Genomic DNA, 23,540 nt, shown 5'->3' on the forward strand with positions numbered 1-23,540 from the left:
CCCACCCGATGCCGGGCGGCAGCGCATGATAGTTTGTGCCGCGCTCGTTCACAGCTGTGACGGCGCGGCTGGCCACGACAGGGCAGGGGACGGCGTCGATGAGAATCAAGCCACGGGAACAGATCCTCGGAGTCTGGCGGTCGCTGCTGACCGCGTGTTATCGGGATGGTGAGTGGGTGTGGGGCGGCCGCAACGGCTCCAACTCCATCAGCGACGCCGAACAGCTGCTGTGCCTGCTGTACCCGGCGACCGAGATCGACGGCTTCGGGCTGGAGCATCCCGACGAGATCGCCGACGACATCCGCGAGGTGCTCTCCCCCCTCGGCGACAATGGCCTGCGCATCGGCGAGCGCGTGGTCTGGCTGCTCGAGCAGTACATCGACCGCCACACCGACCGCGACCCCGACTCCGACGCCGCCCTGCCGAATTTCGCCGCGGGCAGCTACCTGACCTCCTCCGACGGCGCCGAGCCGACCCCGGCGCAGCGCACGCTCGAGGTCGTCGACTCCTATTCCATGTCACTGACCCTGTGCCTGGCCGCGCTGAAATTCCTGCGCGGATTCAGCGGCCCGGTCGCCGAACTGGCCGTGGGCCGGCGGATCAAGCTCGCCGTGGACCTGGGCCCGCGCATCGAGGCGCTCGACGCGGTCATCAATGTCCGGCTCACCGCCGCCATGGTGGGCCTGATCCGCAGCTTCGTCGTGAATACGGTCTCGCCCAAATCCGCCGCCGGGCAGGCCATGCTGTCGATGCTCAACCAGACCGGCGGTTCCCCCGACGCGGTGGTGCACGCCGTGCAGCAGCGCCTGGACCGGGTGCGGATCCGGCTGCGCAACGACACCACCCTCAGCCAGGTGGAGGGCGTCGACCTGGACAGCGGCGACATGCTGTTCGAATGTGGTTGGAGCTGGGCCATTGTGCGCAAGGCCGCGCCCATCGACTTCGTGGACATGCCGATCGCGGATCAGCCCGGCCATGCCGTCGCCCGGCCCTACCTGCACTTCACCGTGGTGGCGCTGGACGGCATCAACGACCTCACCTCGGTGCGCACCCGTGAACTCGACCTGCTCAACGGCCAGCAGCGCCGCCTGGCCGAGGCCCTGCAGCTGCGCTGGGATCTGGCCCAGCGCTACTGGGCGGCGGTGGCGCGCTTCGGCACCGGGCGCTGGCCGCTCGAGGACATTCCGTGGCGTACCTCCGACGGCGAGGAATCGGACTACTTCAGTCTCATCGTCTCCGCGGTGCTCATGCAGGATCTGCTCAACCGCGAGGCCAATGACGACGATCTGGACCGCGCCGCAACGATTTTCGACGAGCTGGCCCGCCGTGGCCGCATCGTGCGCCGCTTCACCGCCGACGATCCGGCCCGCACCATGCACACGCCGGGCGTGAGCCTGCGCCTGCTGGGCAGCGAGGCGCTGGACGGCCCGCTGCTGCTGTGGACGGTCTCCGATTACGCCACCGTCCTTCTGAAACGCACCCTGCAGGCCGCGCGGCTCTCCGGCACCATCGAGACCCGCGACCAGCTGATGACGCTGGCCCAGGCCACCATGGACCACCTCGACCTGCGCGCCTTCCGCGAAGGACCGGCCACCGGCCTGTGGGACGATCCCAGCCGCATCTTCGGCGGCCCCGAAAACCACCTGCCCTCCTGGTATCTCACCGAGCGCGTGGTCGAGTGCATGGTGACCGCCGCGCGCCTGTACCGGGAACCGCCGCTGCGGGCGCCGACCTCGGTGACCCGGGCCATGGAGTTGCTGACCGAGGCCGAGCACCTGCTCAACCGGGAGATGCTGGAGCTGAGCGAGACCGACGTGTCGGCCGGCCGCACCGCCCTGGCCCTGGCCGAGCAGCGCCTCGAACGGGCCCGCACGCTCATCGACGAGCGCCCCGGCACCGCAGTCAGTCTCGCCTCGCAGGCCCTCTTGGAACTGGACGAGCTCGCCTACGCCCGGTTCGACGCCACCAGGAGTGTGTGACCGTGCTCGTGTTCTCCTCTTCGGACAAGGGCGGCACCGGGCGCTCGGTCACCAGCTGCAATATGGCCTACTGGCTGAGCATGAAGGGGTACAAGGTCGCCTATCTGGACTTCGATTTCGGATCCCCCACCGCGGGTGGCACTTTCGAGATCAGCCGGATCGACAACGGGGTCCGGGACGGGACCGGCCTGCACGCCTATCTGCTCGACGAGAACGGGACGCCGGCGCGGCTGAGTGTGCGCTCCGAGACCGACCGGATGGAACTGAGCCGGTCCCGGCATCCCTCCGGCCGCCTGGTGCTGTTCCCCGGCGATCTCGGCGGCTCCGAGTTCACCACCCTCGACGAGCGCATGATCGATCGCTGCGCCGCGCTGTTCGCCACCTGCGAGCAGGAATTCAATGTCACCTTCGTCGATCTGAGCGCGGGCCGATCCATCGCCCTGGCCCTCGCGCTCAGCGCGACCCGGCACCCGCAGCTGTCCCGCGCGGTGTGCCGCTGGCTCATCTTCCACCGCTGGACCCGCCAGCACATCGCGGCCGCCCGCGGCCTGGTGCACGACGAGCACGGCGTGCTGGCCGTCGGCGAGGCCTGGGGACACGACCGGGCCGAACTGCTGAATTCGCTGCGCTTCGTCCGCACCGCGGTGCCCGAACTCAACCTGACCGCCGGCCTCCGCCCGGCCCAGGCCGCCTGGCTGCAGGAACAACACAACACCCTGACCCGCGCGGCCAACCGGCACGGCATGGGCGAGAGCGGGATACTGGGCAAGATCCCGGTGGAACCGATGCTGCAGTGCCGGGAACAGGTGATCCTGGATGTGGATGTGGCCGCCCACGTCGCCAATGCCGAGACCGTGGCCGCATTCCGCCTGCTCACCGAGAAACTCATGAACGACGCCGTCTGGGAACAGGTGGAGGTGCGGCGATGAGCTCCGCGACCGACTACAGCGAGGCGGGCGAACGCAATCGCGTGGCCGGCCAGCCGCTCTCGCATCTGTCCATCGAGGTCGGGCACTTCTATATGGACGAGCTGGTCGACGGCGTCGACCGGATCCACGCGCAGCTGCGCAAGGTGGCGCCCATCGTCCAGACCCAGATCGCGGCTGCCGAAGCGGAATTCGGGGCGGGCGCCCGGGTCAGCACCTGCTTCCTGGTCGACGACTACTTCTGGACCCGCACCGCCAACCGCCCGCGCGATGCCCGCCGCACCGCCGACCCGCGCGACGTGCTGGAGAAGCTGCTGGCCGCCGCGGAGGAATGCGGTGTGCGCATCGACTATCTGGCGCGCGAGGCGGGCTGCGCCGAGGTGCCGTCGTTCCAGGACGGCGAACCGGTCGGCGAGCCGGTGCGGCTGGCGGAGATGATGGCCGCCCGCATCGTCGCCGAACCCGAGCGCGACAGCACCGGCCGCCGCCCGCCCACCGTCGAGTCCGGCTGGCTCTGCAATGGCCGCCGATCCTCGGAATTCGATGCGGGACAGGCCATGCGCGTCTCGCGCTACCGGCCGCCGGAGGAATTCGGCGCGCGCAATCACTCCATCTTCCTGGATGTGCAGCTGTGGAGCCGCCGCCTGGAGGAAGAGGGCGATCAGCAGGTGGAGCGCATGCTCTGGTCCTGCCCCTTCCTGGCCGCCATCTGGCAGTTGCTGCGGCTGGGCCTGATTCGCAACGAGGGCGCCATGGTGGCGGCTCCGGTGCCCTGGGAGGAGCCATGGCCCAGTGACTGGTCCCGGCTGCCCGCGGTGGTGAAGCTGAATCCGAAGGCCAAGCCCTTCGCGGCCTATCGGGCGCTGTCGGTGCTGCCCTACAGCTACCTGGGCATCGAGCACGCCGTGCGGGTCATCCTCGACCATCTGCAACTCGATGACGATGTGCAGGCGAAGCTCGCCGAACGCGGTGCGGGCGAACGGATTCCGGTGCAGGTGCCGCGCCGGGCCACCCACCGGCTGAACCACATCTTCCTGGGTGACGTCTGAGGTGGCCGCCCGGTGAACGAGCCGCTGGTGCTGCTGGGGGAGGTACGCACGGCACTACTGCCCAATGCGGGGGGACTGGCGGCGCGGGAGGCGACGGCGCTGCTGTCACTGCTGCCCGGGCAGCGGGTACTGATGCGGGAACGACCACTGGCCCTGGCGATTTCGCCGGGTTCGGCCGTCGGGGTGGACTGCAAGCTGGCCACGGTGTCCGGATCGGACAGCCGCGCCATCGGGACGGTGGCGGCGCACGCGATCCTGGTGGGCGGCCGGGTGCTGCAGAGTTCGGCCTGTTCCACGGTGGTACGGACGGCCGACAAGAACCGGCGGCCCTGGTCGCACTACCTGAATCAGGTCGGGACGCTGGAGGTGTGGCACCGCATCGCCGACGATGCCGCGGCCGCTGTCGATCTCACCGAGGGGTTCCTGGAGGGCTCCGGCGCCACCACCCTGGACCTGGGCTCGGTCAGCGACCGGCTGCTCACCCGCGTGCGCACCGATCCCCGCCTGGATCAGCAGCCGCCGGTGCGCTCCAGCGCCACCCGGCTGCGCTGGGCAGCGCGGGTCGCGCCGCCGGTGGGCGGCACCGTGCGCGGGCGCACCCTGTTCGCGTTCCGGCTCGAGGACGAGCACACCCGGTCGGTGCGGATCATGGTGCCGACCGCCCGGGATCTCGGTGCGGTGCAACGCTTCTGCGAGGATCTGGCCGTGCACGACTGGCTGCTGTCCACCCTGGGCGCGGCCCTGTCCGAGGCGGATCGTCCCATGCCCGAACGTGATCCGTCCGCCGAGCTGGCGCCGCTGCTCGAACAACTGGTGCACCTGTGGATGCCGGGCGCCCACACCCCGCCCCGGCTGCGCGAACTGTGGACGCGGCTGGAGTCCGATCCGGGCTTCACCCGGCAGTGGACCGCGCAGGTCGGACATCTGCGCGACCGGCTGGCGGTGGCGACCCTGGCGGCGCTGCGCAGCGCCAAGATCAGTACCGTCCAGTGGTGACCGGCGGATCCGACCGGATCAGAGCCGGAACCAGCGGCGCACCAGTAGCGCGAAGAACACCGACATGGTGACCGCGCCCAGATAGCTCTCGGTCACGAACACCGCCCGCCCGCCGACCCGCAGATTGTCGGTGTCCCCGACGCCCAGCGGATTCAGGTAGTTCATGAGCACCTGGTACACGGTGATGGCCGGCGGCTGATCCGACCGCAGCATGACCGCCACCACGAAGACCAGCAGCTGGAGCGCCACGAACCACAGCATGCGGAAGGGCCGGTAACCGTAGCCGCAGATGAGATCCGGGACCAGGCCGCCGGCGCGCCGCCAGGCCGCCGACTGTGCCAGCCGCCGCGCCCGGGCCAGCGCCAGGCCGCAGCGGTCCTCGGCATCGGTGTCCTCGTCGATGCGGTAGAGACTCCCGGCCCGGCGGTAGGCCAGGGCGGCGTGCGCGGGCAGTCCGGCCTGCACCAGTGGGCGGCCCAGCCGCTCGTAGGCCTCGGCCAGCAGCCGATTCTGGGTGCGGCTCAGGCGCAGTGGCCCGCGGAACTCCACCTCCGCGGCGATCAGGGCCGCGAGCAGCCGGTTGACCGCCATCGGCTGCGGTGCCGCGGTGGCGGTGTGTTCGAGGACCGGCGCGTAGAGGTGGCCGAAGACGAGACTGTCACCGGCCCTGCGGATTCCGGGCGGATCGTAGGTCGCCACCACCGCCTCGGTGTGCCGGGTGAACAGGTCCAGCAGCGGCTGTTCGGTGGCGCGGCGGCGCAGGCCGTGCGGCTGCTCCAGGAATTCGGTGACGTTGTCGGCGTAGGTGTCGGCGTGGCGCTCGATGCGCATGCTCATGTCCGTCACGAACGGCGACGACGGAGCGCTTCTCTCGAGCATGATCAATGATAGATCCTGTGCACCAGCACATCTCGCGGCTCGTCCGCGCCGAAGTAGGCCGCCTCATGGTCGGCCCACACGAAGCCGACCTCCTTGTAGAGGTGGTAGGCGACCCGATTGCCCGGTTTCACCGTGACGAAGACCTGTTCGGCGCGGGCCTGACGGCATTGGGCCAGAGCGGCTTCCAGCAGTGCCCGGCCGTGGCCGCGACCCCGGCACTCGGATGCCACCGCGAAGCCGAGAAACCAGGCCGTGCGCTCTCCGTCGAGGGCGGTGAGCACGTAGCCGCAGAGCTCCCCCGCATCCTCGGCAACCGTCCAGTTTGCTCCGTGTAGCTCGAAGAGTTGCCGGAGTACGAAATACGGATACGCGAGATGCTCGAATTCGACCACCTCGAGTGCGCGGATCGCGTCCAGATCCGACAGTGACGCGATCCGGCACGCCGGATCGTCCGGCTGTTCGAAGGCCGACAACGGTGTTCCCCTCCACCCCGGGCACAAGTGCGATGGGTTCCAGGGTAAGCGTCACACCGAATCTTGGGTGCGGTTCGACCGCCCGCCGTCTGTGGAGCGGGCGGTCGAACCGCGCTGCAGCACGCGGTGGGGACTGCGCCACCGCTGCCCGGAGGTTAGGCGCGGGGCGCTCGAAAGCGCTGTGCGGCAGCGTTCATCGCGGCCGGAGGCCTTCCCCGGTACTTCCCGGGCCGCGAAATCCTGGTGTGGAACTGTGCCTTCTGGTGGCGGAGCTGTGCTGTCCGGGCGTCGAGCAGCAGCCACAGCATCCGGTGGACGAACCGGTCATAGCCGGTCGATACGGGATCGGGGCCGGCCTGGGCCGGTGCGGGGCCGGTCATGGCAGTGCCCGCTCGTCGAGCACGCACCGTCCCTCCTCGACCAGCGTTGCCCGTGCTCGTCGGCGTACCTTGCAGGTCTGCACCGTGCAATCGAGGTGCAATTGCATTGCGGCGTGCGCTTGTTCGACGGTCATCACACCCGGATCGCGGCGGCAGCGCGACAGACCGGCAATGTGCATATTGAGGGACGTCAGTTGCATGTCCAGACCACTCCTCGTTCCCGCTGGTTCCTGAAGTGCCCGGAGGTTCAGGAAAGGAAAGGGGCCTAGCTACACCGCTCCGGGCACATCTCCAGCACACCACGAGCAGACGCCAGGCGGGCGAATTTCGAGCAGGAGAACGCAAAATTGCGCGAATTCCCAGCAGTGAATCCACTTGGGGGAGGACGATTCTCCAAAGTGGACGAAGCCCTCGCCCGCCGTCGAGCCCCGATCCATGCCCGCGATCGCGAATGGAGCGTGTTGTGTCCGAAGGTCCCGCGTCATCCACCCTGCCTCGCCGTCAGCTCGGTCGCTATCTACGGGACTGGCGCATCCAGGCAGGATTGACCATCGCCGAAGCCGCCAAGCTGATGGAGTGGGGCGCGAGCACCTTGCAGCGGCTCGAGAAGGGCAACGCGGACCGCATCCGCACCATCGACATCCAGGAACTGTGCCGCATCTACGGGATCCCCGCCGAAATCGCGGAGGGGCTCAAGGGTTTGGCGCAGCAGGCGGCGGTCAAGAGCTGGTGGCACTCCTACGGCGACCTGATTCCCGAGAACTTCGACGTCTACGTCGGCCTGGAGGCATCCGCGCAGCAGTTGTCCTGCTACCAATCGGAATTGGTGCCGGGCCTGCTGCAGACAGCCGAGTACGCAAAGGCCCTGAACCGGCTGGGATACCCGGAAGAGACCGTGGTGGAGGTGGATCGGCGCGTTCAGCTGCGTATGCAGCGGCAGGCCATGATCACCCGCCGCATGCACCCGGCGACCATCGCCATGGTGTTGCACGAATCGGTATTGCGCCGCCTGGTGGGAGGTGCAAGGGTGATGGCGGCGCAGGTGCGACACTTGGCGGAATTGAGTACCCGGTCCAATGTCGCGCTGCGTATCCTGCCCTTCGCCGCCGGTGTCCCCCTGGGACTTTCGACCGGACCGTTCGTGATTCTGGAATTCGGATGCGACAGCAAGGGGCAACCGGTGGAGCCCCCGGTGGTCTACGTGGAGGGGTTCACCGGCGATCTGTATCTCGAGAGACAGGGCGACGTTCAGCGTTATCGCCGGGCACAAGCGGGCCTGGAACGCTGCGCGCTGGACGTTCAGGACAGCAGAAACCTGCTCCGGCAGGTGGCGAAGGAGTATTCGGCATGAGTGTGGATCTTTCCGGGGCGCGCTGGTTCAAGAGCAGCCGCAGCGGGGCCGGTAAGGAGTGCGTCGAAGTGGCGTTCCTGCCCGCGGGCCGAGTGGGCGTGCGGGACAGCAAGAATCCGCAGGGCCCGGCGCTGGTGTTCGGCGCGGCGGAATGGGGATCCTTCACCGCCGGCCTCGAAAACGGGGTCTTCGACCGGTGATTCGCTGAACGAGGGTTCACGGGCCCCGACCCGTGAACCCCCGGTATCAGAGGATTGCGACCACACCCATGGCGACGGCGGCGACCAGCACGCCGATCGCGACGGCGGGCATCAGTGCGCCGGTGAGTACGTATACGCCCATCGCCGATACCGCGAAGAGCATCCCTACGATCAGCCGTTCGACCCAGTCATCGGGACCCATTTTCCGGTACCGGGGACGCGCATTCTTGAGTCCTCGGTCCACGAATAGTTGGATACCCATGCTTAGCCGTCGCAAACATACTTCCGTTGCCAAACGGCAGCCGTTTCGTGATCAACAACCAGTTCGGCCGTCAGCGCCGGAAGAGCTTGTTGCCCAGCCAGACGATCGGGTCGTACTGCCTGTCCACCACGCGTTCCTTGAGCGGGATCAGCGCGTTATCGGTGATCTTGATGTGTTCCGGGCACACTTCCGTGCAGCACTTGGTGATGTTGCAGAAGCCCAGGCCCGCATCCTCTTGCGCCAGTTCCCGGCGGTCGGCCACATCCAATGGATGCATGTCGAGTTCGGCAATACGCATCAGGTATCGCGGGCCGGAGAATGCGTGCTTGTTGTCCTCGTGATCACGGACCACGTGACAGGTGTTCTGGCACAGGAAGCATTCGATGCACTTGCGGAATTCCTGCGACCGTTCCACATCGGCCTGCTGCATCCGGTACTCGCCCGGCTTCAGATCCACCGGCGGCGTGAAAGACGGTACTTCGCGGGCCTTCTGGTAGTTGAACGACACATCCGTGACCAGGTCGCGAATAACCGGGAAGGTGCGCATGGGCGTCACCGTCACCACTTCGTCCTGGGTGAACGTCGACATGCGGGTCATGCACAGCAGCCCCGGCCGGCCGTTCACCTCGGCCGAGCACGAACCGCACTTGCCCGCCTTGCAGTTCCAGCGCACCGCCAGATCCGGCGCCTGGGTGGCCTGCAGCCGGTGGATGATGTCGAGCACCACCTCGCCCTCGTTCACCTCGACGGTGAAGTCCTGCAGGCCGCCGCCCTCGGTGTCACCGCGCCACACCTTGAACTTCGCCTCGTAACCCATGGCTATTCCGCCTTTCCGGCGTCGTCCCGCAACTCTGCGAGATCGGCGGGGGTGTAGTACTTTTCGAGCTCCGCCAGGTCGAACAACCGGAGCAGGTCGGTGCGCATGGGCACCTGGGCCTCGGCCGTGACGGTCACCGACGGCACCGAGAACCCGACCTCGTCCGGGTCGATGGTGCAGACCAGCAGCTTGTTGCGCCACACCGGATCCATGCCCGGGTGGTCGTCGCGGGTGTGGCCGCCGCGGCTCTCGGTGCGCAGCAGCGCGGCCTGGGCGACACATTCGCTGATGAGCAGCATGTTGCGCATGTCCAGGGCCAGATGCCAGCCCGGATTGAACTGCCGGTGGCCCTCCACGGTGACGTGGTCGTAGCGGTCGCGCAGCTCGGAGAGATGTTCGACGGCCTGCTTCAGTTCGTGTTCCTTGCGGATGATGCCGACCAGATCGTTCATGGTCTGCTGCAGGTCCATGTGCAGCGTGTACGGGTTCTCGCCCGGGCCGCCCTCGGCGGGCGGATCGAACGGCGTCACAGCCGATTTCGCGGCCGCGGCGATATCGGTGTCGGCGATCTTGGGCCGTGCGGCCAGCTGCTCGACATAGGTGGCCGCGCCCAGTCCGGCGCGCCGGCCGAAGACCAGCAGGTCCGACAGCGAGTTGCCGCCCAGCCGGTTGGAGCCGTGCAGGCCGCCGGCGCATTCGCCGGCCGCGAACAGGCCGGGCACCGTGGCCGCCTGGGTGTCCGGATCGACCTCGATGCCACCCATCACGTAGTGGCAGGTCGGCCCGACCTCCATCGGCTCCTTCGTAATGTCCACGTCCGCGAGCTCTTTGAACTGGTGGTGCATGGACGGCAGCCGCTTGACGATCTGGTCGGCGGGCAGGCGGGAGGAGATATCCAGATAGACGCCGCCGTGCGGGGTGCCGCGCCCGGCCTTCACCTCTTCGTTGATGGCCCGCGCGACCTCGTCACGCGGCAGCAGATCCGGTGTGCGCCGGGCGGAATCGTTGTCCTTCAGCCACTGGTCCGCCTCCTCGATGGTCTCGGCGTACTGGCCCTTGAACACCGGCGGGATGTAATCGAACATGAACCGCTTGCCGTCGGAGTTCTTGAGCACCCCGCCGTCACCGCGCACGCCCTCGGTGACCAGGATGCCCTTCACCGACGGCGGCCAGACCATGCCGGTCGGATGGAACTGCAGGAACTCCATATTGATCAGCGACGCCCCGGCCCGCAGCGCGAGCGCGTGCCCGTCGCCGGTGTACTCCCAGGAGTTCGAGGTCACCTTGTACGACTTGCCGACGCCGCCGGTGGCGATCACCACCGCGGGCGTCTCGAACAGGATGAAGCGCCCGGACTCCCGCCAGTACCCGAAGGCCCCGGCGATCCGGTCGCCGTCCTTGAGCAGCTCGGTGATGGTGCATTCGGCGAAAATCTTGATGCGCGCCTCGTAGTCACCGGTCTGCGCGTAATCCTCCTGCTGCAGCGAGACGATCTTCTGCTGCATGGTGCGGATGATCTCGAGCCCGGTGCGGTCGCCGACGTGCGCCAGCCGCGGATAGGTGTGGCCGCCGAAGTTGCGCTGGCTGATCCGGCCGTCCTTGGTCCGATCGAAGAGCGCCCCATAGGTTTCCAGCTCCCACACCCGGTCGGGGGCCTCCTGGGCGTGCAGTTCGGCCATGCGCCAGTTGTTGAGGAACTTGCCCCCGCGCATGGTGTCCTTGAAATGGGTCTGCCAGTTGTCCTTCTCATTGGCATTGCCCATGGCGGCCGCGCAGCCGCCCTCGGCCATGACGGTGTGCGCCTTGCCGAACAGGGACTTGCAGACCACCGCCACGGACAGCCCGTGCTCACGGGCCTCGATGACCGCACGCAGGCCGGCACCGCCGGCACCGATCACGACGACGTCGTACTTGTGCCGCTCGACTTCAGGCATGGAACCGAATACTCCTGGGAGACAGAGGAATAGAGGACTGTCAGCCGATGAGGCGAGGATCGGAGATGGTTCCGCTCGCCACCAGCATGACGTAGAAATCGGTGAGGACCAGCGTGCCCAGCGTGGTCCAGGCCAGCTGCATGTGCCGGGTGTTCAGCTTCGACACCACGGTCCAGAAGCGGTAGCGCACGGGGTGCTGCGAGAAGTGCTTGAGCCGTCCGCCCGCGATGTGGCGGCAGGAGTGGCACGACAGCGTGTACGCCCACAGCAGCAGCGCGTTGCCGGTGATGATCAGCGTCCCCAGGCCGATGCCGAAGCCGCCGCCCTTGGCGTGGAAGGAGATCACCGCGTCATAGGTGTTGATCACCGAGATGATGATCGCGACGTAGAAGAAGTAGCGGTGCGCGTTCTGGATGATCAGCGGAAGCCGCGTCTCCCCGGTGTATTTCGCGTGCGGCTCGGCCACCGCGCAGGCCGGCGGCGACATCCACACCGACCGGTAGTAGGCCTTGCGGTAGTAGTAGCAGGTGAGCCGGAACAGCAGCAGGAACGGCAGCACCAGGAAGCCCAGCGGAATCCACATGGGCAGGTGGCCGACCGGCGTGCCGAAATGGCTGGAGCCCTCGACGCACGAGGCGCTCAGGCAGGGTGAATAGAACGGTGTCAGATAGTGGAAGTCCGGCACCCAATACGCGCTGCGCACAAAGGATCTGATGGTCGCGTAGATGACGAAGGCCGCGAGCCCCAGCACCGTCGCGGCCGGCGGCACCCACCACCGGTCGGTGCGGAGCGTGCGTGCCGAAATGGCAGCCCGTCCCCTACTGAAAACCCCGGTTGTGCTCGATTCAGAAGCCTTGACTGGTGCGGCGCTCACTGCTGGATGCCTCGCTGCTCTACCCCGTGGAACGTCATCGTTACCTCCGGCATCGAATGTGATGGTGAGCACCTTACGACAGGGGTGCTATCACTCGAGCTCGCAACAGCTATTTCGCGATCCCGTGATTTGCGCCACATTTCCTGTGGCTGTCAGGGATTCGTTTGCTTGGTGAACAAACGGCAATCTCGCGAACTCGCCGGGCTGTCAGAGTGTTTCGGATTCCGGCCCGCGCGCAGGTCGGGCGGCTCGTCCGCGGCGGTTACCGGCCGTCATATGACAGCAACAACGGTGTGGTGGCCTGTCGGTCTGCTGAGCGTTCGAAGGGAGCCGGTAATGAGACGCGCCGCCATCGTCATGCCGATGCGCACGCCCGTGGGTCTGCCCGGCGGAGCACTTGCCGCGGTGCCGCCGAACCGGCTGGTCGGCACCGTCATCGCGGCGGTGCTCGGCCGCTCGGGCATCGATCCCGCGCGGGTCGAACAGCTGGTCACCGCCGTCCCCGATGCCGAGGCCATCCGCTCGGCCCTGCCGCAGTGCGGACTGTCGCCGGAGCTGGGTGACTTCGCCCTGGGCGAGGGTCCCGGCAGCGGACTGCGCGCCCTGATCACCGCCGCCATGATGGTGCGCACCGGCGCGGCCGACGTGGTGCTGGCGGTGGGCGCCGAATGCTCCAGCGCCGCAGGGGGATTCGACGCGCAACCCGCCAGCGTCCCGCCGCTGCCCGGCGTCCGCCCAGGACCCGCGGCCGGCGACGGACCCACCACCGACCAGCAGATCGCGATCTGGTCCGCCGAACCCGCACGCGGACAAGCGGATTCGGAACGCGCCGAACAGCTGGCCCGCGACCACGAGCTGGGCCGGGCCGCGGCCGACGACTTCGCCGCGGTCAGCCACCGCCGTGCCGCCCGCGCCCATCGCCAGGGTGTGTTCGGCGCGGAGACCACGCCCGTCGTGGTGTGCGCGCGTCCCGATGATCCGAATTCCGAGGTGGTCCGCCTGGTCGACCGGGACGAGGGGTTGCGCGACGATGTCTCGCACCGCGCCTTCGCGGCGCTGTCCCCCTTCCGGCCCGACGGCGTGACCACGGCCGGAAACAGCAGCAGCCGCGGCCTGGCCGCCGCGGCCTGCCTGGTGGTGGCCGAGGACCGGCTGGTGGATCTCGGCCTGGAGCCGATGGGCTACCTGCTCGACTGGGTCAGCACCACGGCTCCCCTCGGCGTCCCGGTGCCCGCCGCCACCTCCGCCGTCGCAAAGGCGCTGTGGCGCACCGGTTTCGAACTGTCGGACCTGGAGTTGCTGGAGGTGGAGGAGACCTCCGCCGTCGAGGTGCTGGCCCTGGTCCGCACCCTGGGCCTCGGGGGCGACACCGCGGAGCGCCTGAACGTGCACGGCGGCGCGATCGCTCTCGGTGATCCGGGCGGCGCGGCGGGTCTGCGCATGGTCACCACCATGCTGCACGAACTGGCCCGCCGCGACGGCGGTCTCGGCCTGGCCGTGACCCCGGTCGGCCCCGGCAGCGCCCTGGCCGCGATCTTCGAATCCCCCGATCTGGAACCGGTTTCGCAGGCCCCGCGCGGCGCCCGCTTCCGCGGCGTCGGCGGCCGGCGCTCCGGCCGGGGCCGGCACCGACACTGAGGACCGGTCGACCGCCACCGAGGACTAGCCACGCGGGCGGAGCCGGACGACCGCCGTGCCCCGGGCGAAGGCCGCCGCCAGCTCCTCGCGGTTGACGCTGCCGTCCGAATTCAGGCTGATGCCAGCGTATTTCCCGTGGGTCGGGTTCTGCTCGAGGATGGTCCGATACGGCTCGGCCGCCGCGTCCATGTCGGTGACGACCTCCCAATCGGCGTCGATCTCCCGGCGCCGCAGCCCGATTCGCACCGGCTCGCCGGGGCGCAGGTTGTGCCGCCACGTGGCCGCGGTGCCGATCAGCAGCGTGCCGTCGTGTTCGGCGTAGGCGACGGGGTGCTCGTACACCCGCCCGCTCTTGCGGCCGACCACGGTGACGATGAGCAGTTTCCCGCTGACCACCCGGTGCAGCGGTGAGCGCAGGATCCGGCGCATGACGGCGTTGAGCCGTTCCTGTTTGCGGGTGGCGGCCGGGTTCGGGGTGGTCGTTGCTGGCTGGGACATCGGTGCGTCCTCCGGTTCCCTGTTTACTGAGTGACTACTCAGAAAATACGACCAGGTGCGGCATACTGCAAGGGTCGTGCCGGAAAACGACAGTCGAAACGTGACAGGAGGCGATGTGGCGACCCGTTCCCGAGGGCGGCCCAGTACCGGTGTGCGCGAGGCCGTGATCGCCAACGCGCAACAGGTGCTCGCGGAATCCGGCCTCGCCCGGCTGTCCACCAAGGAGATCGCGGTCCGGGCCGGCGTCGCCGAATCCAGCATCTTCTACCACTTCGGCGATCGAATGGGCCTGCTACAGGCCGTGATCCAGCATCAGCTGCGCCCGCTCGCGGACCTGCTCGCCGACGCGCCCGCGGCGGATCTGCGCACGGCGCTGCGGTCGCTGCTCGCGACCCTGGAGGAATTCTTCGTCTCCGCCCTGCCCGTGATGGCGGCGGTGCAATCGGATGCCGAGTTGGGCGCGGTCTACCGGGAACGTAGCCGCGATCTCGACCTGGGCCCGCACCGCGCGGTGGACGCCGTGGTCGCCTACCTGTCGGCCCGGGGCGTCGAGGCCGGGGATCTGCGCACCCGGGCTCTGCTGCTGGTCGGCGCGGCTCATCAGCGCGCGCTGCAGCGGCAGCTGAGCCCACCCGGCGCGCTCGTCGAATTGCCCAGCCCCGACGCCATTGTCGAGGTGGCCCTCCCGCTGTTCGAAACGAAGGATTAGCTACTTGGTGCGGGGGCGGGAGTGGAAGCCCAGGCCCTCGTCCTGCGCGCCCATCCAGGCCGCCTCATCGTGCTTGGCGTCGGGGACGTAGATCGTCTCCTGCTTGGCCCGCGGTGGTTCCGGCGGCGGCGCCTGTTCGAACTCGTCGGTGTCGATGACGAGCCTTTCCAGATCGTTTTCCAGCCGGCGGACGGTGCCCGCGTCTCCGTAGTGCGAACGCAGTGCGGTGACGCACTGCCGGAGCTGGCCGACCGCGTAGCGGAGTTCCGCAATCTCGCTGCGTGTCATCGAAACCTCCTCGAGCCGTGTGACAGACCACACATCGTGATCTACAACACAGTACGTGATCGTGCGGGATTCGTCTCGTCGGCAACCAATATTCGCAGCTAGAGGGCCTGTCACCGGGCGCGGAATTGGGGCGGCGGACGTTTCAGATCTTCGAATCCGCCCGCCGCCGATGATCTTGCGGCTACCCCGCGATGGCGTACTCCGGCCCGCAGTCGGGACCGCAGTCCGGGTCCGCGCCGCGCGCCGCCGCGGTCGCCCGGGCCACCAGCGCCACCACCGCGGCGGCCACCTCCTCGGCCCGCTCCAGGATCACGCTGTGCCCGGCGCCGTCCAGCCGCACCAGCTCGGCGTCGGAGACCTGGGAGGCGAGCACCACCGAGTGCGCGAACGGAATCATGATGTCCGCGGACCCGGCCAGCACCAGCACCGGAATCGAGCCCAGCCGGTGCAGGGTCGCGGTCTCGTCGAAGCGGATCAGCGACTCCAGGAAGCTGGCCATGGTCAGCAGCGAGGTGTCGTTGAGCATGGCCGTCGCCACCGCCAGCATGCGCGGGCTCACCTTGCGGGTGCCCAGGGTGGCGTCCCGCATGATGGGCTCGAAGATGCGGCGGCTCAGGTGTTTCGAGGCCTGCATGGCCCGCGGCGCGCGCCGCACCGCCACCCGCAGCGAGTTCACCGCCGGTGCGCTCAACAGCCGCCCCAGCCCCACCCGGGTCACCCCGTTGGCGGCGCTGGAGAGCAGGCCGACGCCGACCACCCGCGTCCCGATCGTCTCCGGGTACAGCCGGGCGTAGGCGAGCACGGTCATGGCGCCCATCGAATGACCCACCAGGACAACGGGTCCGGTCGGCACCACGACCCGCAGCACCGCGTCCAGATCCCGGGCCAGCTGCTCGATGGTGTACGTGGCAGGGTCGGCATTGCCGGAATCCCCGTGTCCGCGATGGTCGTAGAACACCATGTGGGTGTCCTCGCCCCAGGTCTGCAGCAGGTGCCCGCGCATGAACGCCCACGATTCCGCGCGCAGGCAGTGCCCGTGGACGAACACGACGGTGACGGGGGCGTCGGTGGTGCCGAACTCGCGCACCGCGAGTGGCACGCCGTCATCGGCGGACACGGCGATGTGGTGGCCGTCGAAATCGGCCGCGCGGGTGTTGATCGTGGACATGACGTCCTCCTGAAGAGTGCGCCTTCTTGCCCGGTTGTCGATAGAAATAGCCCCTGCGTTAACCCCCCACACCAGGCGTTATAGACAAGTTGTCCAACTGTCTCCGCTGATCTATGCACGGCTGTCGGGGGATCTATCGGAGTCTCGCCACATTGCTAGACCCGTGTAGAAATCCCTGTACGTCCGGTCGGCGTCCGCACTTTCTACTCACATCTAGCGAATGACCTAGACAAAAGTAGATTCATATCGCATCGACAGTGTCGTCCCATGCCGCATCGACACATTCCGGCTGTCATGAGAATCTGCCGCCCTCTAGCAATCGGACTAGAGGGCGGCAGATTTCTGTGCGGATCTCGGCTTACGTGGCCGCCCCCGTCTTCGTGGACGGGAGGAACGGGCGCAACAGGTTCTGTTCCACCGACGGCCCGAACTGCCATTCGGCGATCCAGGGGCCGGTGCCCTCGCTCGGATCCAGTGCGCCGCCTTCGAGCCAGCGGTAGCGCCCGTCGAGGATGCCGCGGGTGAGGTCGGTATCGGCGTCATCGGTGTTGGACCAGAGATCGTCGAAGAGCTTCTCGACCCGCCGGCGGGCCTGGCGGCAGAAGACCTCGGCGAGTTCCTCGGCGGCCACGCCGTCGGGACTGCCGTCGACCCGCAGGGACTGGGCGCGCACGCAGGCCGCGGCCATGGCGAACAGTTCCGCGCCGATGTCGACGATGCGGCCCAGGAAGCCCTGCTTGTACTCGAGCTTGGCCTGCCAGCGCGCCATGCCGTACATGAGGGCGCGGGCCTGCTTGCGTGACATCCGCTCGACGAAGCGCATGTGCCGTGCCAGCGGCCCGAATTCGCCGTAGCTGACCGGCGCGGTGCCGGCGCCGACGGTCAGCTGCGGGAACCATTTGGCATAGAAGCCGCTCGCCCCGACCGCCGCCTTGGCCTTGTCCTTGAGCTCGGCATTGCGATCCACCAGTGCCCCGGCCGCGGCCATGTGGGCATCGGCCATCTCGCGGGCGATGAGCAGCCGCATGATCTCGCTGGAACCCTCGAAGATGCGGTTGATGCGCAGATCGCGCACCAATTGCTCGGCGCTGACGGCTCTTTCGCCGCGGGCCCGCAGCGAGGCCGCGGTCTCGTAGCCGCGGCCGCCGCGGATCTGCACCAGTTCGTCGGCGATCCGGCACGCCATCTCCGAGGCCCACAGCTTGGCCAGCGCGGCCTCGATGCGGATGTCGTTGCGGTTCTCGTCGCACATGGTGCCGGACAGATCGAGCACCGATTCCAGCGCGAAAGTCGTTGCGGCGATGTAGGAGAGCTTCGCGCCGACCGCGCCGTGCTCGCCGACCGGGCGGCCCCACTGCACGCGAGTGGCCGACCATTCCCGCGCGATCTTGAGCGACCACTTGGCCGCGGCCGTGCACATGGCCGGGATGGCGAGGCGACCGGCGTTGAGGGTGGTGAGCGCGATCTTGAGCCCGTCGCCCTCGCGGCCCACCAGGTTCCGCTTGGGTACGCGCACCTTGTCCATCCGGGTGACACCGTTCTCGATGCCGCGCAGGCCCATGAACGCATTGCGCCGCTCCACCGTGATGCCGGGGCTGTCGGCCTCCACGATGAACGCGGAGATGCCGCCGCGATGGCCCTCGCTCTTGGGCACCCGCGCCATGACCACGAGCAGTTCGGCGACAACGCCATTGGTGGTCCACAGCTTCACGCCGCTGATCTCGTAGGCCTCCCCGTCCGGGGTCGGGGTCGCGGTGGAGGCCATGCGTGCCGGGTCGGAGCCCACATCGGGTTCGGTGAGCAGGAACGCGCTCACCGCGCCCTTGGCGCAGCGCGGCAGGAACTCTCGCTTCTGTTCCGGGGTGCCGGCCAGCTTGAGCGGTTCGGGCACGCCGATGGACTGGTGCGCGGAGAGCAGCACGCCGAGGCTGGCGTGCGCGGAGCCGACCAGCATGAGGGACTTGTTGTAGCCCACCTGCGACAGCCCGACCCCGCCGTACTCCTCGGGAATCTTGAGGCCGAAGCAGCCGAGTTCGGCCAGCCCGCGCACGTATTCGTCGGGGATGCGGCCCTCGGCCTCGATGCGCTGGCCGTCGATGGTCTCGCAGAAGGCCCGCAGCCGGGTCAGGTACGCCTCGGTCTTGGCGGCGTCCGCGGCGTCGGGGTGCGGGAATGGATGGATGAGGTCGAGCCGGAACCGGCCGAGGAACATCTCCTTGGCGAAGGACGGCTTGGCCCAGGTGGTTTCGCGGGATTCCTCGACCAGTGCCCGGGCTTGTTCTTCGGTGGCGTCGACTTTGGCGGCAGTCGCCATGATGTCCTCCTCGACCGTGATGAGAATCACATTCGAGTGTAGGAGTCTTTGTTACCCGCCGGTAGGGGCTGGCAAAGATCGAAAAGCCTCGTCACGAGATGATCTTGATCAGTTGGCTAATCTTTGGTTATTGAACGCCGCGCAGATATCGGCCGAAATGCGGGACCGTGAAACCGATGGTTCCGCGCTCGGCCGAGTAGATCAGACCCTTCTTGATCAAGCCGTCGCGCGCCGGGGACAACGAGGCAGGTTTGCGTCCCAGCTCGTGTGCCACCGCCGAGGTGGCCACCGGCCCGTCGTCGCCGGACAGGTCGGCCATGGCGCGCATGTATTCGCGCTCGGCCGGCGTCGCTCGCTCGTAGCGGGAGCCAAAGAAACCGACCGCCAGCTCTTCTTCGGCCGCAGGCGACGCCACCGCCACATCCTCGGCCGAGATCGGGCTCTGCGCCGCCGCGTCCCAGGCGGCCTTGCCGTAGGCCTGCACGAAATACGGGTACCCGTCGGCCTTCCGGTACAGCGCGTCCAGCGCCTCCTCGGAGTACTTCACGCTCTCCCGCTCGGCCGGCGCGATCAGCGCCTGGTCGGCCGACTCCCGATCCAGTCGATCGATGCGGTGGTAGGAGAACAGGCGCTCGGAGTAGCTCTTGGACGCGGTCAGCACCGCGGGCAGATGCGGCAGACCCGCCCCGACCACGATCAAAGGCGCGGCGTCCTGGCTCAATTCGTGGCAGGCCCCGCAGATGGCCGAGATGTCGGCCGCCCCGAGATCCTGCATCTCGTCGATGAACACCGCGATGCCGATGCCCAGATCACGCACCAGCGCCGCCGCTTCCATGAGCAGCTCCACCAGATCGATCTCGATATCGCCGGAGTCGGCCCGTCCGGTCACCGCGGGCACATCGATGCCCGGGTTCCAGCGTTCCCGCATGCCCTTGCCGTCGGTGGAGCGCAGTGCGAAGGCCTTGAGAATCCCCAGGAAATCGTCCACCTGCTCCGGATTGCGGTGTGTCACAGCGATCGAACGCACCGCCATGTGCAGCGCCGAGGCCAGCGGCCGCCGCAGTTCCTGATCGGGGCGGGCCTCCAGCTTCCCGGTGCCCCAGCCGCGCGAGCGGGCGGCCGAGCGAAGCTGGTTGAGCAGCACCGTCTTTCCGACGCCGCGCAATCCGGTGAGCATGACGCTGCGCTCCGGCCGTCCGCGCGCCACCCGCTCCAGCACGATGTCGAAGGCGTCGAGCTGCCGGTCCCGGCCCGCGAGCTCGGGCGGTCGCTGCCCCGCGCCGGGTGCGTAGGGATTCCTGACGGGGTCCATGCGGCCCAACCGTAGCGCGGTCATCGCGGATTATCCGGGCATCTATCGAGGACACTAGAGACAGCTATCGACCGGCATACCGGCCCGGCCGATTCGCGATCAGCGGAAGTCGATACAGCGAGTCCGCGGTGTCCCCGAGGGTCTCTACCCTTATGCCTGATTCGTTGGGATCCAGCGCAGGAGGGTTCATGTCGGAAGAAGCCGTACCCACGCCCACCGTCGCGGAGGTGGTCGAATCCTGGAACGTGCCCGCCGAGGCGATCGTGGCCGCGCGCATCCGCAACAACATCCTGGTGGCCATCGAGCGCGGGTACGACGATCCGCAGCTGGTGGCCGATCTCGCGGTGGGTCCGCTGGTCATGGCGCTGGGGCAGTTGGAAGTCGATCTCGCGGACGCTCGCCGGCGGATTGCCGAGCTGGAGCGGGCGATCGAGGCGAAAGATTGATAACGGGCGAATTGACGACGTATATCGTCTCGTGATCCACGGCCTATACACCGAATTGCTTGTTCAGCGGGGCGTTTTCGTAAAGATGCGACGCGCCTATCGCGTCGGGTGGACAACGCGGCGGCCTAGTCGTAATCTTCTCGTGACTTAGCGGAGTCTGTTGCTTCATCGGAGAGGCAGCCCGCGACGTTACAGCAGCAAGATCGGAGATGCGGCTCAGTGGGTAAGCACAGCTTGCAGCAGGAATCTCGGCTTCCGAATTCCGTGAAGGGCGCCATCGTCATGGGTGCGATGGCCGCGACGACTACCGGCGTGTTCCCGGCGATCACCGCCACCGCCGCCACCGTCGAGATCCCGGGCATCGGAAACTTCGACGTGCCGGACGATTTCGCGCCCCAGGTGCAGCAGTTCAACCAGACGGTCAAGGACGCCGAGACGGCGCTGCAGACCCCGGGCGGACTGGGCGGCGGCGCTCAGGTCGGCGTCCCGGCTGCTCCCGCTCCGCAGTTCCAGCTGCCCAGCATCTTCCAGAAGTCCAGCTCCGTGGGCGACATCGCGCTGCACGCCGCCGAGACCAAGGTCGGCGCCCAGTACTCCTGGGGCGCGACCGGTCCCTACAGCTTCGACTGCTCCGGCCTCGTGCAGTGGGCCTACAAGCAGGCCGGAGTCGAGCTGCCCCGCACCAGCTTCGAGCAGTCCAACGTCGGTGCCCCGGTCGCCTTCGAGGACCTGCAGCCCGGCGACATCGTCATCACCAACGGCGGCGGCCACGTGGGCATCTACGCCGGCGACGGCAAGCTGCTGAACGCCGTGCAGACCGGTACCCCGGTCTCCTACACCAACCTGCACGCGAGTCAGGTCGTCACCGCGCGCCGCATCGTCAACGCCTGACACACATTCGTCGTCAACGTCTGACGCAGTATCGTCAACGTGTGACCACTGCTCCACTGAGCACCACGGCTCAGGCCCGAGTTGATTCTTGGACCTGGGCCGTCCGCATTTTCAAGACCCGCTCCGCGGCCGCCGCGGCCTGCCGGTCCGGGCATGTGCGGGTCAATGGCGTACCGGTCAAGCCCGCGCACCAGCTGAAGCCCGGTGACGAGATCCGCGTTCGTGTCCATGGTTCCGAACGCATCGTCATCGTCGAGCAGCTCATCACCAAGCGTGTCGGCGCGGCCGTGGCCGGGCAGTGCATGATCGACAAGAGCCCGCCCCCGCCCGACCCGCAGCTGACCGCCCTCCTGCCGCGCCGTGATCGCGGCGCGGGCCGCCCGACCAAGCGCGAGCGCCGCGAGACGGACCGGTTGCTGGGCCGAGACCTCCCCCGCCTCCCCGGGACTTCAGCGGACGGCTAGGAGCCGCCGACAGCCTGGCACCCGTGCCGAAGGTCGGGTGCCAACCCGATTTCGGACGTGCCCGGCGAGTTGCCCTGGACTCACGAAATCAGTTGTCTCGCTGGGATATCGCGGCACCGCCCGGCGTGCCCGTGCCCGTGGACGCCGCCCGCGCTCCCCACGCGGCGGCGGCGATGGTGACCAGCGCGCCGAGCATGAGCGCGGCCGGTTCGCCCGGTTTCAGCACGTGCAGCTGGGTGCCGACCGTAACCGCCGCGACCGGCACGCCGATCTGCGCGGAAGCGATGGCCCCGAGTGGAATCGGCTGACCAAGGAACCGCATGACCACATGGGCCAGTACCGCGGCCGCGCCCAGTGCCAGGCCCAGCAGGATCAGATGCGGGTGGTCGCCGAATTCGCGCAGGTTCAGCCGTGCGCCGAGCCAGACGAAGAACAGCGGCGCGAGGAAGCCGTCGCTGATGGCGAAGAGCTGCTTGGCGACTCGGCGCGGTTCCCCGATGGCCGCCACCACCAGGCCGAGTGCGAAGCCCGCCAGCATGATCGAGACGTGACTGCGGGTGGCGAGCGCGCCGAGGGCGAACAGCAGGGCGAGGCTGACCCGCAGTTCGAGCGCGAACTGCCGATCCTCGGAGATCTTGTGCAGCCGGTGCCGGATGCCGGAATCCTCGAGCCAGCGCAGGAAGAAGTACGCGACCACCGCCGCCCCGGCCACCAGGAGCGCCCCGAGCGCGGCCCGGCTCGCATTGTGCGGATCGATCACCAGCGGCAGCGCCACCACCGCGGCCGCGTCGGCGATGGCGACCTGAGCGGTCATCTCCAGCACGGGTTTTCCGCTCAGCCGCTGGGAATCGATGATGGGCAGCACAATGGCCGCCGAGGAGGAGGCGAGCAGTACGGCGTAGAGCAGTCCGTGGCCGGTGTCGAACCAGGCCGCGATGCCCTGCCCGGCGATCACCGAGAGCACGCCCACCAGCACCGCGCGCAGCGCGCCCCGCCCCAGCGCCGAGCGAATGGCCGCGTCCCGCACCGGCACGTGGGTGCCGGCCACGAACATGACCACCGCGAAGCCGACATCGGCGATGAAGGCGAAGGTCGGGTCCTGCGGGTGCAGCAGGCCGAAGCCGGTGGTGCCGAAGACGATTCCGGCGAGCAGTTCACCCAGGATGACCGGCAGGTGCCAGGTCTGCCGCCAGGCCAGCCAGGGCCCGGCCAGGCCGAGCAGGGTGATGAGGGTGAGGGTCTGGAAGGTCACGGCGTCGTCGTCTCGGCATTCACGCGGTCAGGGCAGGGAGGCGATCTTCACCGGGATCGCGATGTTCTCGTCGGTGTAGTAGATGGCGCAGACCCGGTGATAGCCGTCCACGATCTGCATGGGCACGGCCTTGCGGAAGTCACCGCGCACCACCAGGATCGGCGAGAGCGCCAGGCCGGCCGTGATCTTGGCGAGGTCGCGGCGGACAAAGGGGTTGTAGGTCGGCAGGATCTCCAGCTGCGAGGCGCGCAGCAGGTCCTTGGCCTTCTTGTGCACCACGGGGGCGGCGCGCAGCTTCTGGATGACCTTGTCGACGATGTCCGGCTCCGCCAGCATGTCGAGGTAGTCCGCGGCGGCCGGGTAGTCGTGCTCGTCCGGCTCCTTCTTCCACTTGACCGTGATCTCGGGGTCCGCCATGGAGTCATCATTCCCGTGCGACC

General features: G+C 68.2%; 26 protein-coding genes. 11 read left to right on the plus strand and 15 right to left on the minus strand.

Translation table 11 applies throughout. The features are described 5' to 3' along the window. Nucleotides 1–98 precede the first annotated feature (98 nt). The 4 genes from ABZV44_RS25225 to ABZV44_RS25240 are packed head-to-tail and all read left to right on the plus strand — an operon-like array spanning nt 99 to nt 4,950. The gene (locus ABZV44_RS25225) at nt 99–1,979 is read left to right on the plus strand and encodes an SCO2524 family protein (RefSeq protein WP_354840874.1); all 1,881 of its coding nucleotides are present in this window, start codon (nt 99–101) and stop codon (nt 1,977–1,979) included. Further along, nucleotides 1,976–2,908: an SCO2523 family variant P-loop protein gene (locus ABZV44_RS25230; protein WP_354840877.1), complete on the plus strand. Its 933-nt coding sequence runs from the start codon at nt 1,976–1,978 to the stop codon at nt 2,906–2,908. The genes ABZV44_RS25225 and ABZV44_RS25230 overlap by 4 nt, the downstream gene beginning before the upstream one ends. Then, nucleotides 2,905–3,954, plus strand: a complete 1,050-nt coding sequence (locus tag ABZV44_RS25235) for an SCO2522 family protein (RefSeq protein ID WP_354840880.1) — start codon at nt 2,905–2,907, stop codon at nt 3,952–3,954. The genes ABZV44_RS25230 and ABZV44_RS25235 overlap by 4 nt, the downstream gene beginning before the upstream one ends. A 12-nt stretch (nt 3,955–3,966) precedes the next feature. Next, nucleotides 3,967–4,950, plus strand: coding sequence for an SCO2521 family protein (locus tag ABZV44_RS25240; RefSeq protein WP_354840883.1), 984 nt, complete (start codon nt 3,967–3,969; stop codon nt 4,948–4,950). An 18-nt stretch (nt 4,951–4,968) separates the two neighbouring features. On the opposite strand, the gene ABZV44_RS25245 is transcribed toward ABZV44_RS25240, so the two are convergent. The 4 genes from ABZV44_RS25245 to ABZV44_RS25260 form a co-directional block, all read right to left on the minus strand. After that, on the minus strand, nt 4,969–5,829 hold the full coding sequence (locus ABZV44_RS25245; protein ID WP_354840886.1) for a hypothetical protein: 861 nt from the start codon (nt 5,827–5,829) through the stop codon (nt 4,969–4,971). A gap of 2 nt (nt 5,830–5,831) precedes the next feature. Next, complete coding sequence (locus ABZV44_RS25250; protein ID WP_354840889.1) at nt 5,832–6,302, minus strand: GNAT family N-acetyltransferase; 471 nt, start codon at nt 6,300–6,302, stop codon at nt 5,832–5,834. 155 nt (nt 6,303–6,457) lie between these two features. After that, complete coding sequence (locus tag ABZV44_RS25255; protein WP_354840892.1) at nt 6,458–6,709, minus strand: hypothetical protein; 252 nt, start codon at nt 6,707–6,709, stop codon at nt 6,458–6,460. Continuing rightward, nucleotides 6,679–6,882: a hypothetical protein gene (locus tag ABZV44_RS25260; protein WP_040862491.1), complete on the minus strand. Its 204-nt coding sequence runs from the start codon at nt 6,880–6,882 to the stop codon at nt 6,679–6,681. The genes ABZV44_RS25255 and ABZV44_RS25260 overlap by 31 nt, the downstream gene beginning before the upstream one ends. A 251-nt stretch (nt 6,883–7,133) precedes the next feature. Between ABZV44_RS25260 and ABZV44_RS25265 the strand changes: the two genes are divergently transcribed. Further along, nucleotides 7,134–8,033, plus strand: a complete 900-nt coding sequence (locus ABZV44_RS25265; RefSeq protein WP_354840896.1) for a helix-turn-helix transcriptional regulator — start codon at nt 7,134–7,136, stop codon at nt 8,031–8,033. Then, the gene (locus tag ABZV44_RS25270; RefSeq protein WP_354840899.1) at nt 8,030–8,233 is read left to right on the plus strand and encodes a DUF397 domain-containing protein; all 204 of its coding nucleotides are present in this window, start codon (nt 8,030–8,032) and stop codon (nt 8,231–8,233) included. The genes ABZV44_RS25265 and ABZV44_RS25270 overlap by 4 nt, the downstream gene beginning before the upstream one ends. A 46-nt stretch (nt 8,234–8,279) precedes the next feature. On the opposite strand, the gene ABZV44_RS25275 is transcribed toward ABZV44_RS25270, so the two are convergent. The 4 genes from ABZV44_RS25275 to ABZV44_RS25290 form a co-directional block, all read right to left on the minus strand. Further along, nucleotides 8,280–8,435, minus strand: coding sequence for a hypothetical protein (locus ABZV44_RS25275; protein ID WP_354840902.1), 156 nt, complete (start codon nt 8,433–8,435; stop codon nt 8,280–8,282). 130 nt (nt 8,436–8,565) lie between these two features. Further along, a complete protein-coding gene (locus tag ABZV44_RS25280) occupies nt 8,566–9,312 on the minus strand; it encodes a succinate dehydrogenase/fumarate reductase iron-sulfur subunit (RefSeq protein WP_354840905.1) in 747 nt (248 codons plus the stop codon). Between the two features lie 2 nt (nt 9,313–9,314). Further along, a complete protein-coding gene (locus tag ABZV44_RS25285) occupies nt 9,315–11,246 on the minus strand; it encodes a fumarate reductase/succinate dehydrogenase flavoprotein subunit (RefSeq protein ID WP_354840908.1) in 1,932 nt (643 codons plus the stop codon). Between the two features lie 40 nt (nt 11,247–11,286). Continuing rightward, complete coding sequence (locus ABZV44_RS25290) at nt 11,287–12,120, minus strand: hypothetical protein (RefSeq protein WP_354840911.1); 834 nt, start codon at nt 12,118–12,120, stop codon at nt 11,287–11,289. Nucleotides 12,121–12,456: 336 nt separating this feature from the next. Here ABZV44_RS25290 and ABZV44_RS25295 point away from each other — a divergent pair, with 336 nt between their 5' ends. Then, nucleotides 12,457–13,758 carry an acetyl-CoA acetyltransferase gene (locus ABZV44_RS25295; RefSeq protein ID WP_354840914.1) on the plus strand — a complete coding sequence of 434 codons (1,302 nt, stop codon included), beginning with the start codon at nt 12,457–12,459 and terminating at the stop codon, nt 13,756–13,758. A gap of 24 nt (nt 13,759–13,782) precedes the next feature. Here the strand turns inward: ABZV44_RS25295 and ABZV44_RS25300 are convergent, their stop codons facing one another. Then, the gene (locus ABZV44_RS25300) at nt 13,783–14,256 is read right to left on the minus strand and encodes a nitroreductase/quinone reductase family protein (RefSeq protein WP_354840917.1); all 474 of its coding nucleotides are present in this window, start codon (nt 14,254–14,256) and stop codon (nt 13,783–13,785) included. A gap of 115 nt (nt 14,257–14,371) precedes the next feature. Here ABZV44_RS25300 and ABZV44_RS25305 point away from each other — a divergent pair, with 115 nt between their 5' ends. Next, nucleotides 14,372–14,965, plus strand: coding sequence for a TetR/AcrR family transcriptional regulator (locus ABZV44_RS25305; RefSeq protein WP_354840920.1), 594 nt, complete (start codon nt 14,372–14,374; stop codon nt 14,963–14,965). Here ABZV44_RS25305 and ABZV44_RS25310 read toward each other — a convergent pair whose 3' ends face one another. The 4 genes from ABZV44_RS25310 to ABZV44_RS25325 all read right to left on the minus strand — a co-directional run bounded on the left by ABZV44_RS25310 (nt 14,966) and on the right by ABZV44_RS25325 (nt 20,047). Then, complete coding sequence (locus tag ABZV44_RS25310) at nt 14,966–15,253, minus strand: hypothetical protein (protein ID WP_354840923.1); 288 nt, start codon at nt 15,251–15,253, stop codon at nt 14,966–14,968. A gap of 181 nt (nt 15,254–15,434) precedes the next feature. After that, nucleotides 15,435–16,421: an alpha/beta hydrolase gene (locus ABZV44_RS25315; RefSeq protein WP_354840926.1), complete on the minus strand. Its 987-nt coding sequence runs from the start codon at nt 16,419–16,421 to the stop codon at nt 15,435–15,437. A 358-nt stretch (nt 16,422–16,779) separates the two neighbouring features. Further along, nucleotides 16,780–18,735, minus strand: coding sequence for an acyl-CoA dehydrogenase family protein (locus tag ABZV44_RS25320; RefSeq protein WP_354840929.1), 1,956 nt, complete (start codon nt 18,733–18,735; stop codon nt 16,780–16,782). A gap of 127 nt (nt 18,736–18,862) precedes the next feature. Further along, nucleotides 18,863–20,047: an ATP-binding protein gene (locus tag ABZV44_RS25325; RefSeq protein WP_354840932.1), complete on the minus strand. Its 1,185-nt coding sequence runs from the start codon at nt 20,045–20,047 to the stop codon at nt 18,863–18,865. 188 nt (nt 20,048–20,235) lie between these two features. On the opposite strand from ABZV44_RS25325, the gene ABZV44_RS25330 reads away from it, so the two are divergent. The 3 genes from ABZV44_RS25330 to ABZV44_RS25340 all read left to right on the plus strand — a co-directional run bounded on the left by ABZV44_RS25330 (nt 20,236) and on the right by ABZV44_RS25340 (nt 21,848). Then, nucleotides 20,236–20,493, plus strand: coding sequence for a hypothetical protein (locus ABZV44_RS25330; RefSeq protein ID WP_354840935.1), 258 nt, complete (start codon nt 20,236–20,238; stop codon nt 20,491–20,493). Nucleotides 20,494–20,712: 219 nt separating this feature from the next. Continuing rightward, the gene (locus ABZV44_RS25335) at nt 20,713–21,384 is read left to right on the plus strand and encodes an NlpC/P60 family protein (RefSeq protein WP_354840938.1); all 672 of its coding nucleotides are present in this window, start codon (nt 20,713–20,715) and stop codon (nt 21,382–21,384) included. Nucleotides 21,385–21,425: 41 nt separating this feature from the next. Further along, nucleotides 21,426–21,848: an RNA-binding S4 domain-containing protein gene (locus ABZV44_RS25340; RefSeq protein ID WP_354840941.1), complete on the plus strand. Its 423-nt coding sequence runs from the start codon at nt 21,426–21,428 to the stop codon at nt 21,846–21,848. A gap of 88 nt (nt 21,849–21,936) precedes the next feature. On the opposite strand, the gene ABZV44_RS25345 is transcribed toward ABZV44_RS25340, so the two are convergent. Both ABZV44_RS25345 and ABZV44_RS25350 read right to left on the minus strand, forming a co-directional pair. Next, a complete protein-coding gene (locus ABZV44_RS25345; RefSeq protein WP_354840944.1) occupies nt 21,937–23,100 on the minus strand; it encodes a cation:proton antiporter in 1,164 nt (387 codons plus the stop codon). Between the two features lie 27 nt (nt 23,101–23,127). After that, the gene (locus ABZV44_RS25350; RefSeq protein WP_354840947.1) at nt 23,128–23,517 is read right to left on the minus strand and encodes a hypothetical protein; all 390 of its coding nucleotides are present in this window, start codon (nt 23,515–23,517) and stop codon (nt 23,128–23,130) included. Between the last annotated feature and the right edge of the window lie 23 nt (nt 23,518–23,540).

It is taken from the genome of Nocardia sp. NPDC004860 (genome assembly GCF_040609015.1).
GTDB lineage: Bacteria > Actinomycetota > Actinomycetes > Mycobacteriales > Mycobacteriaceae > Nocardia.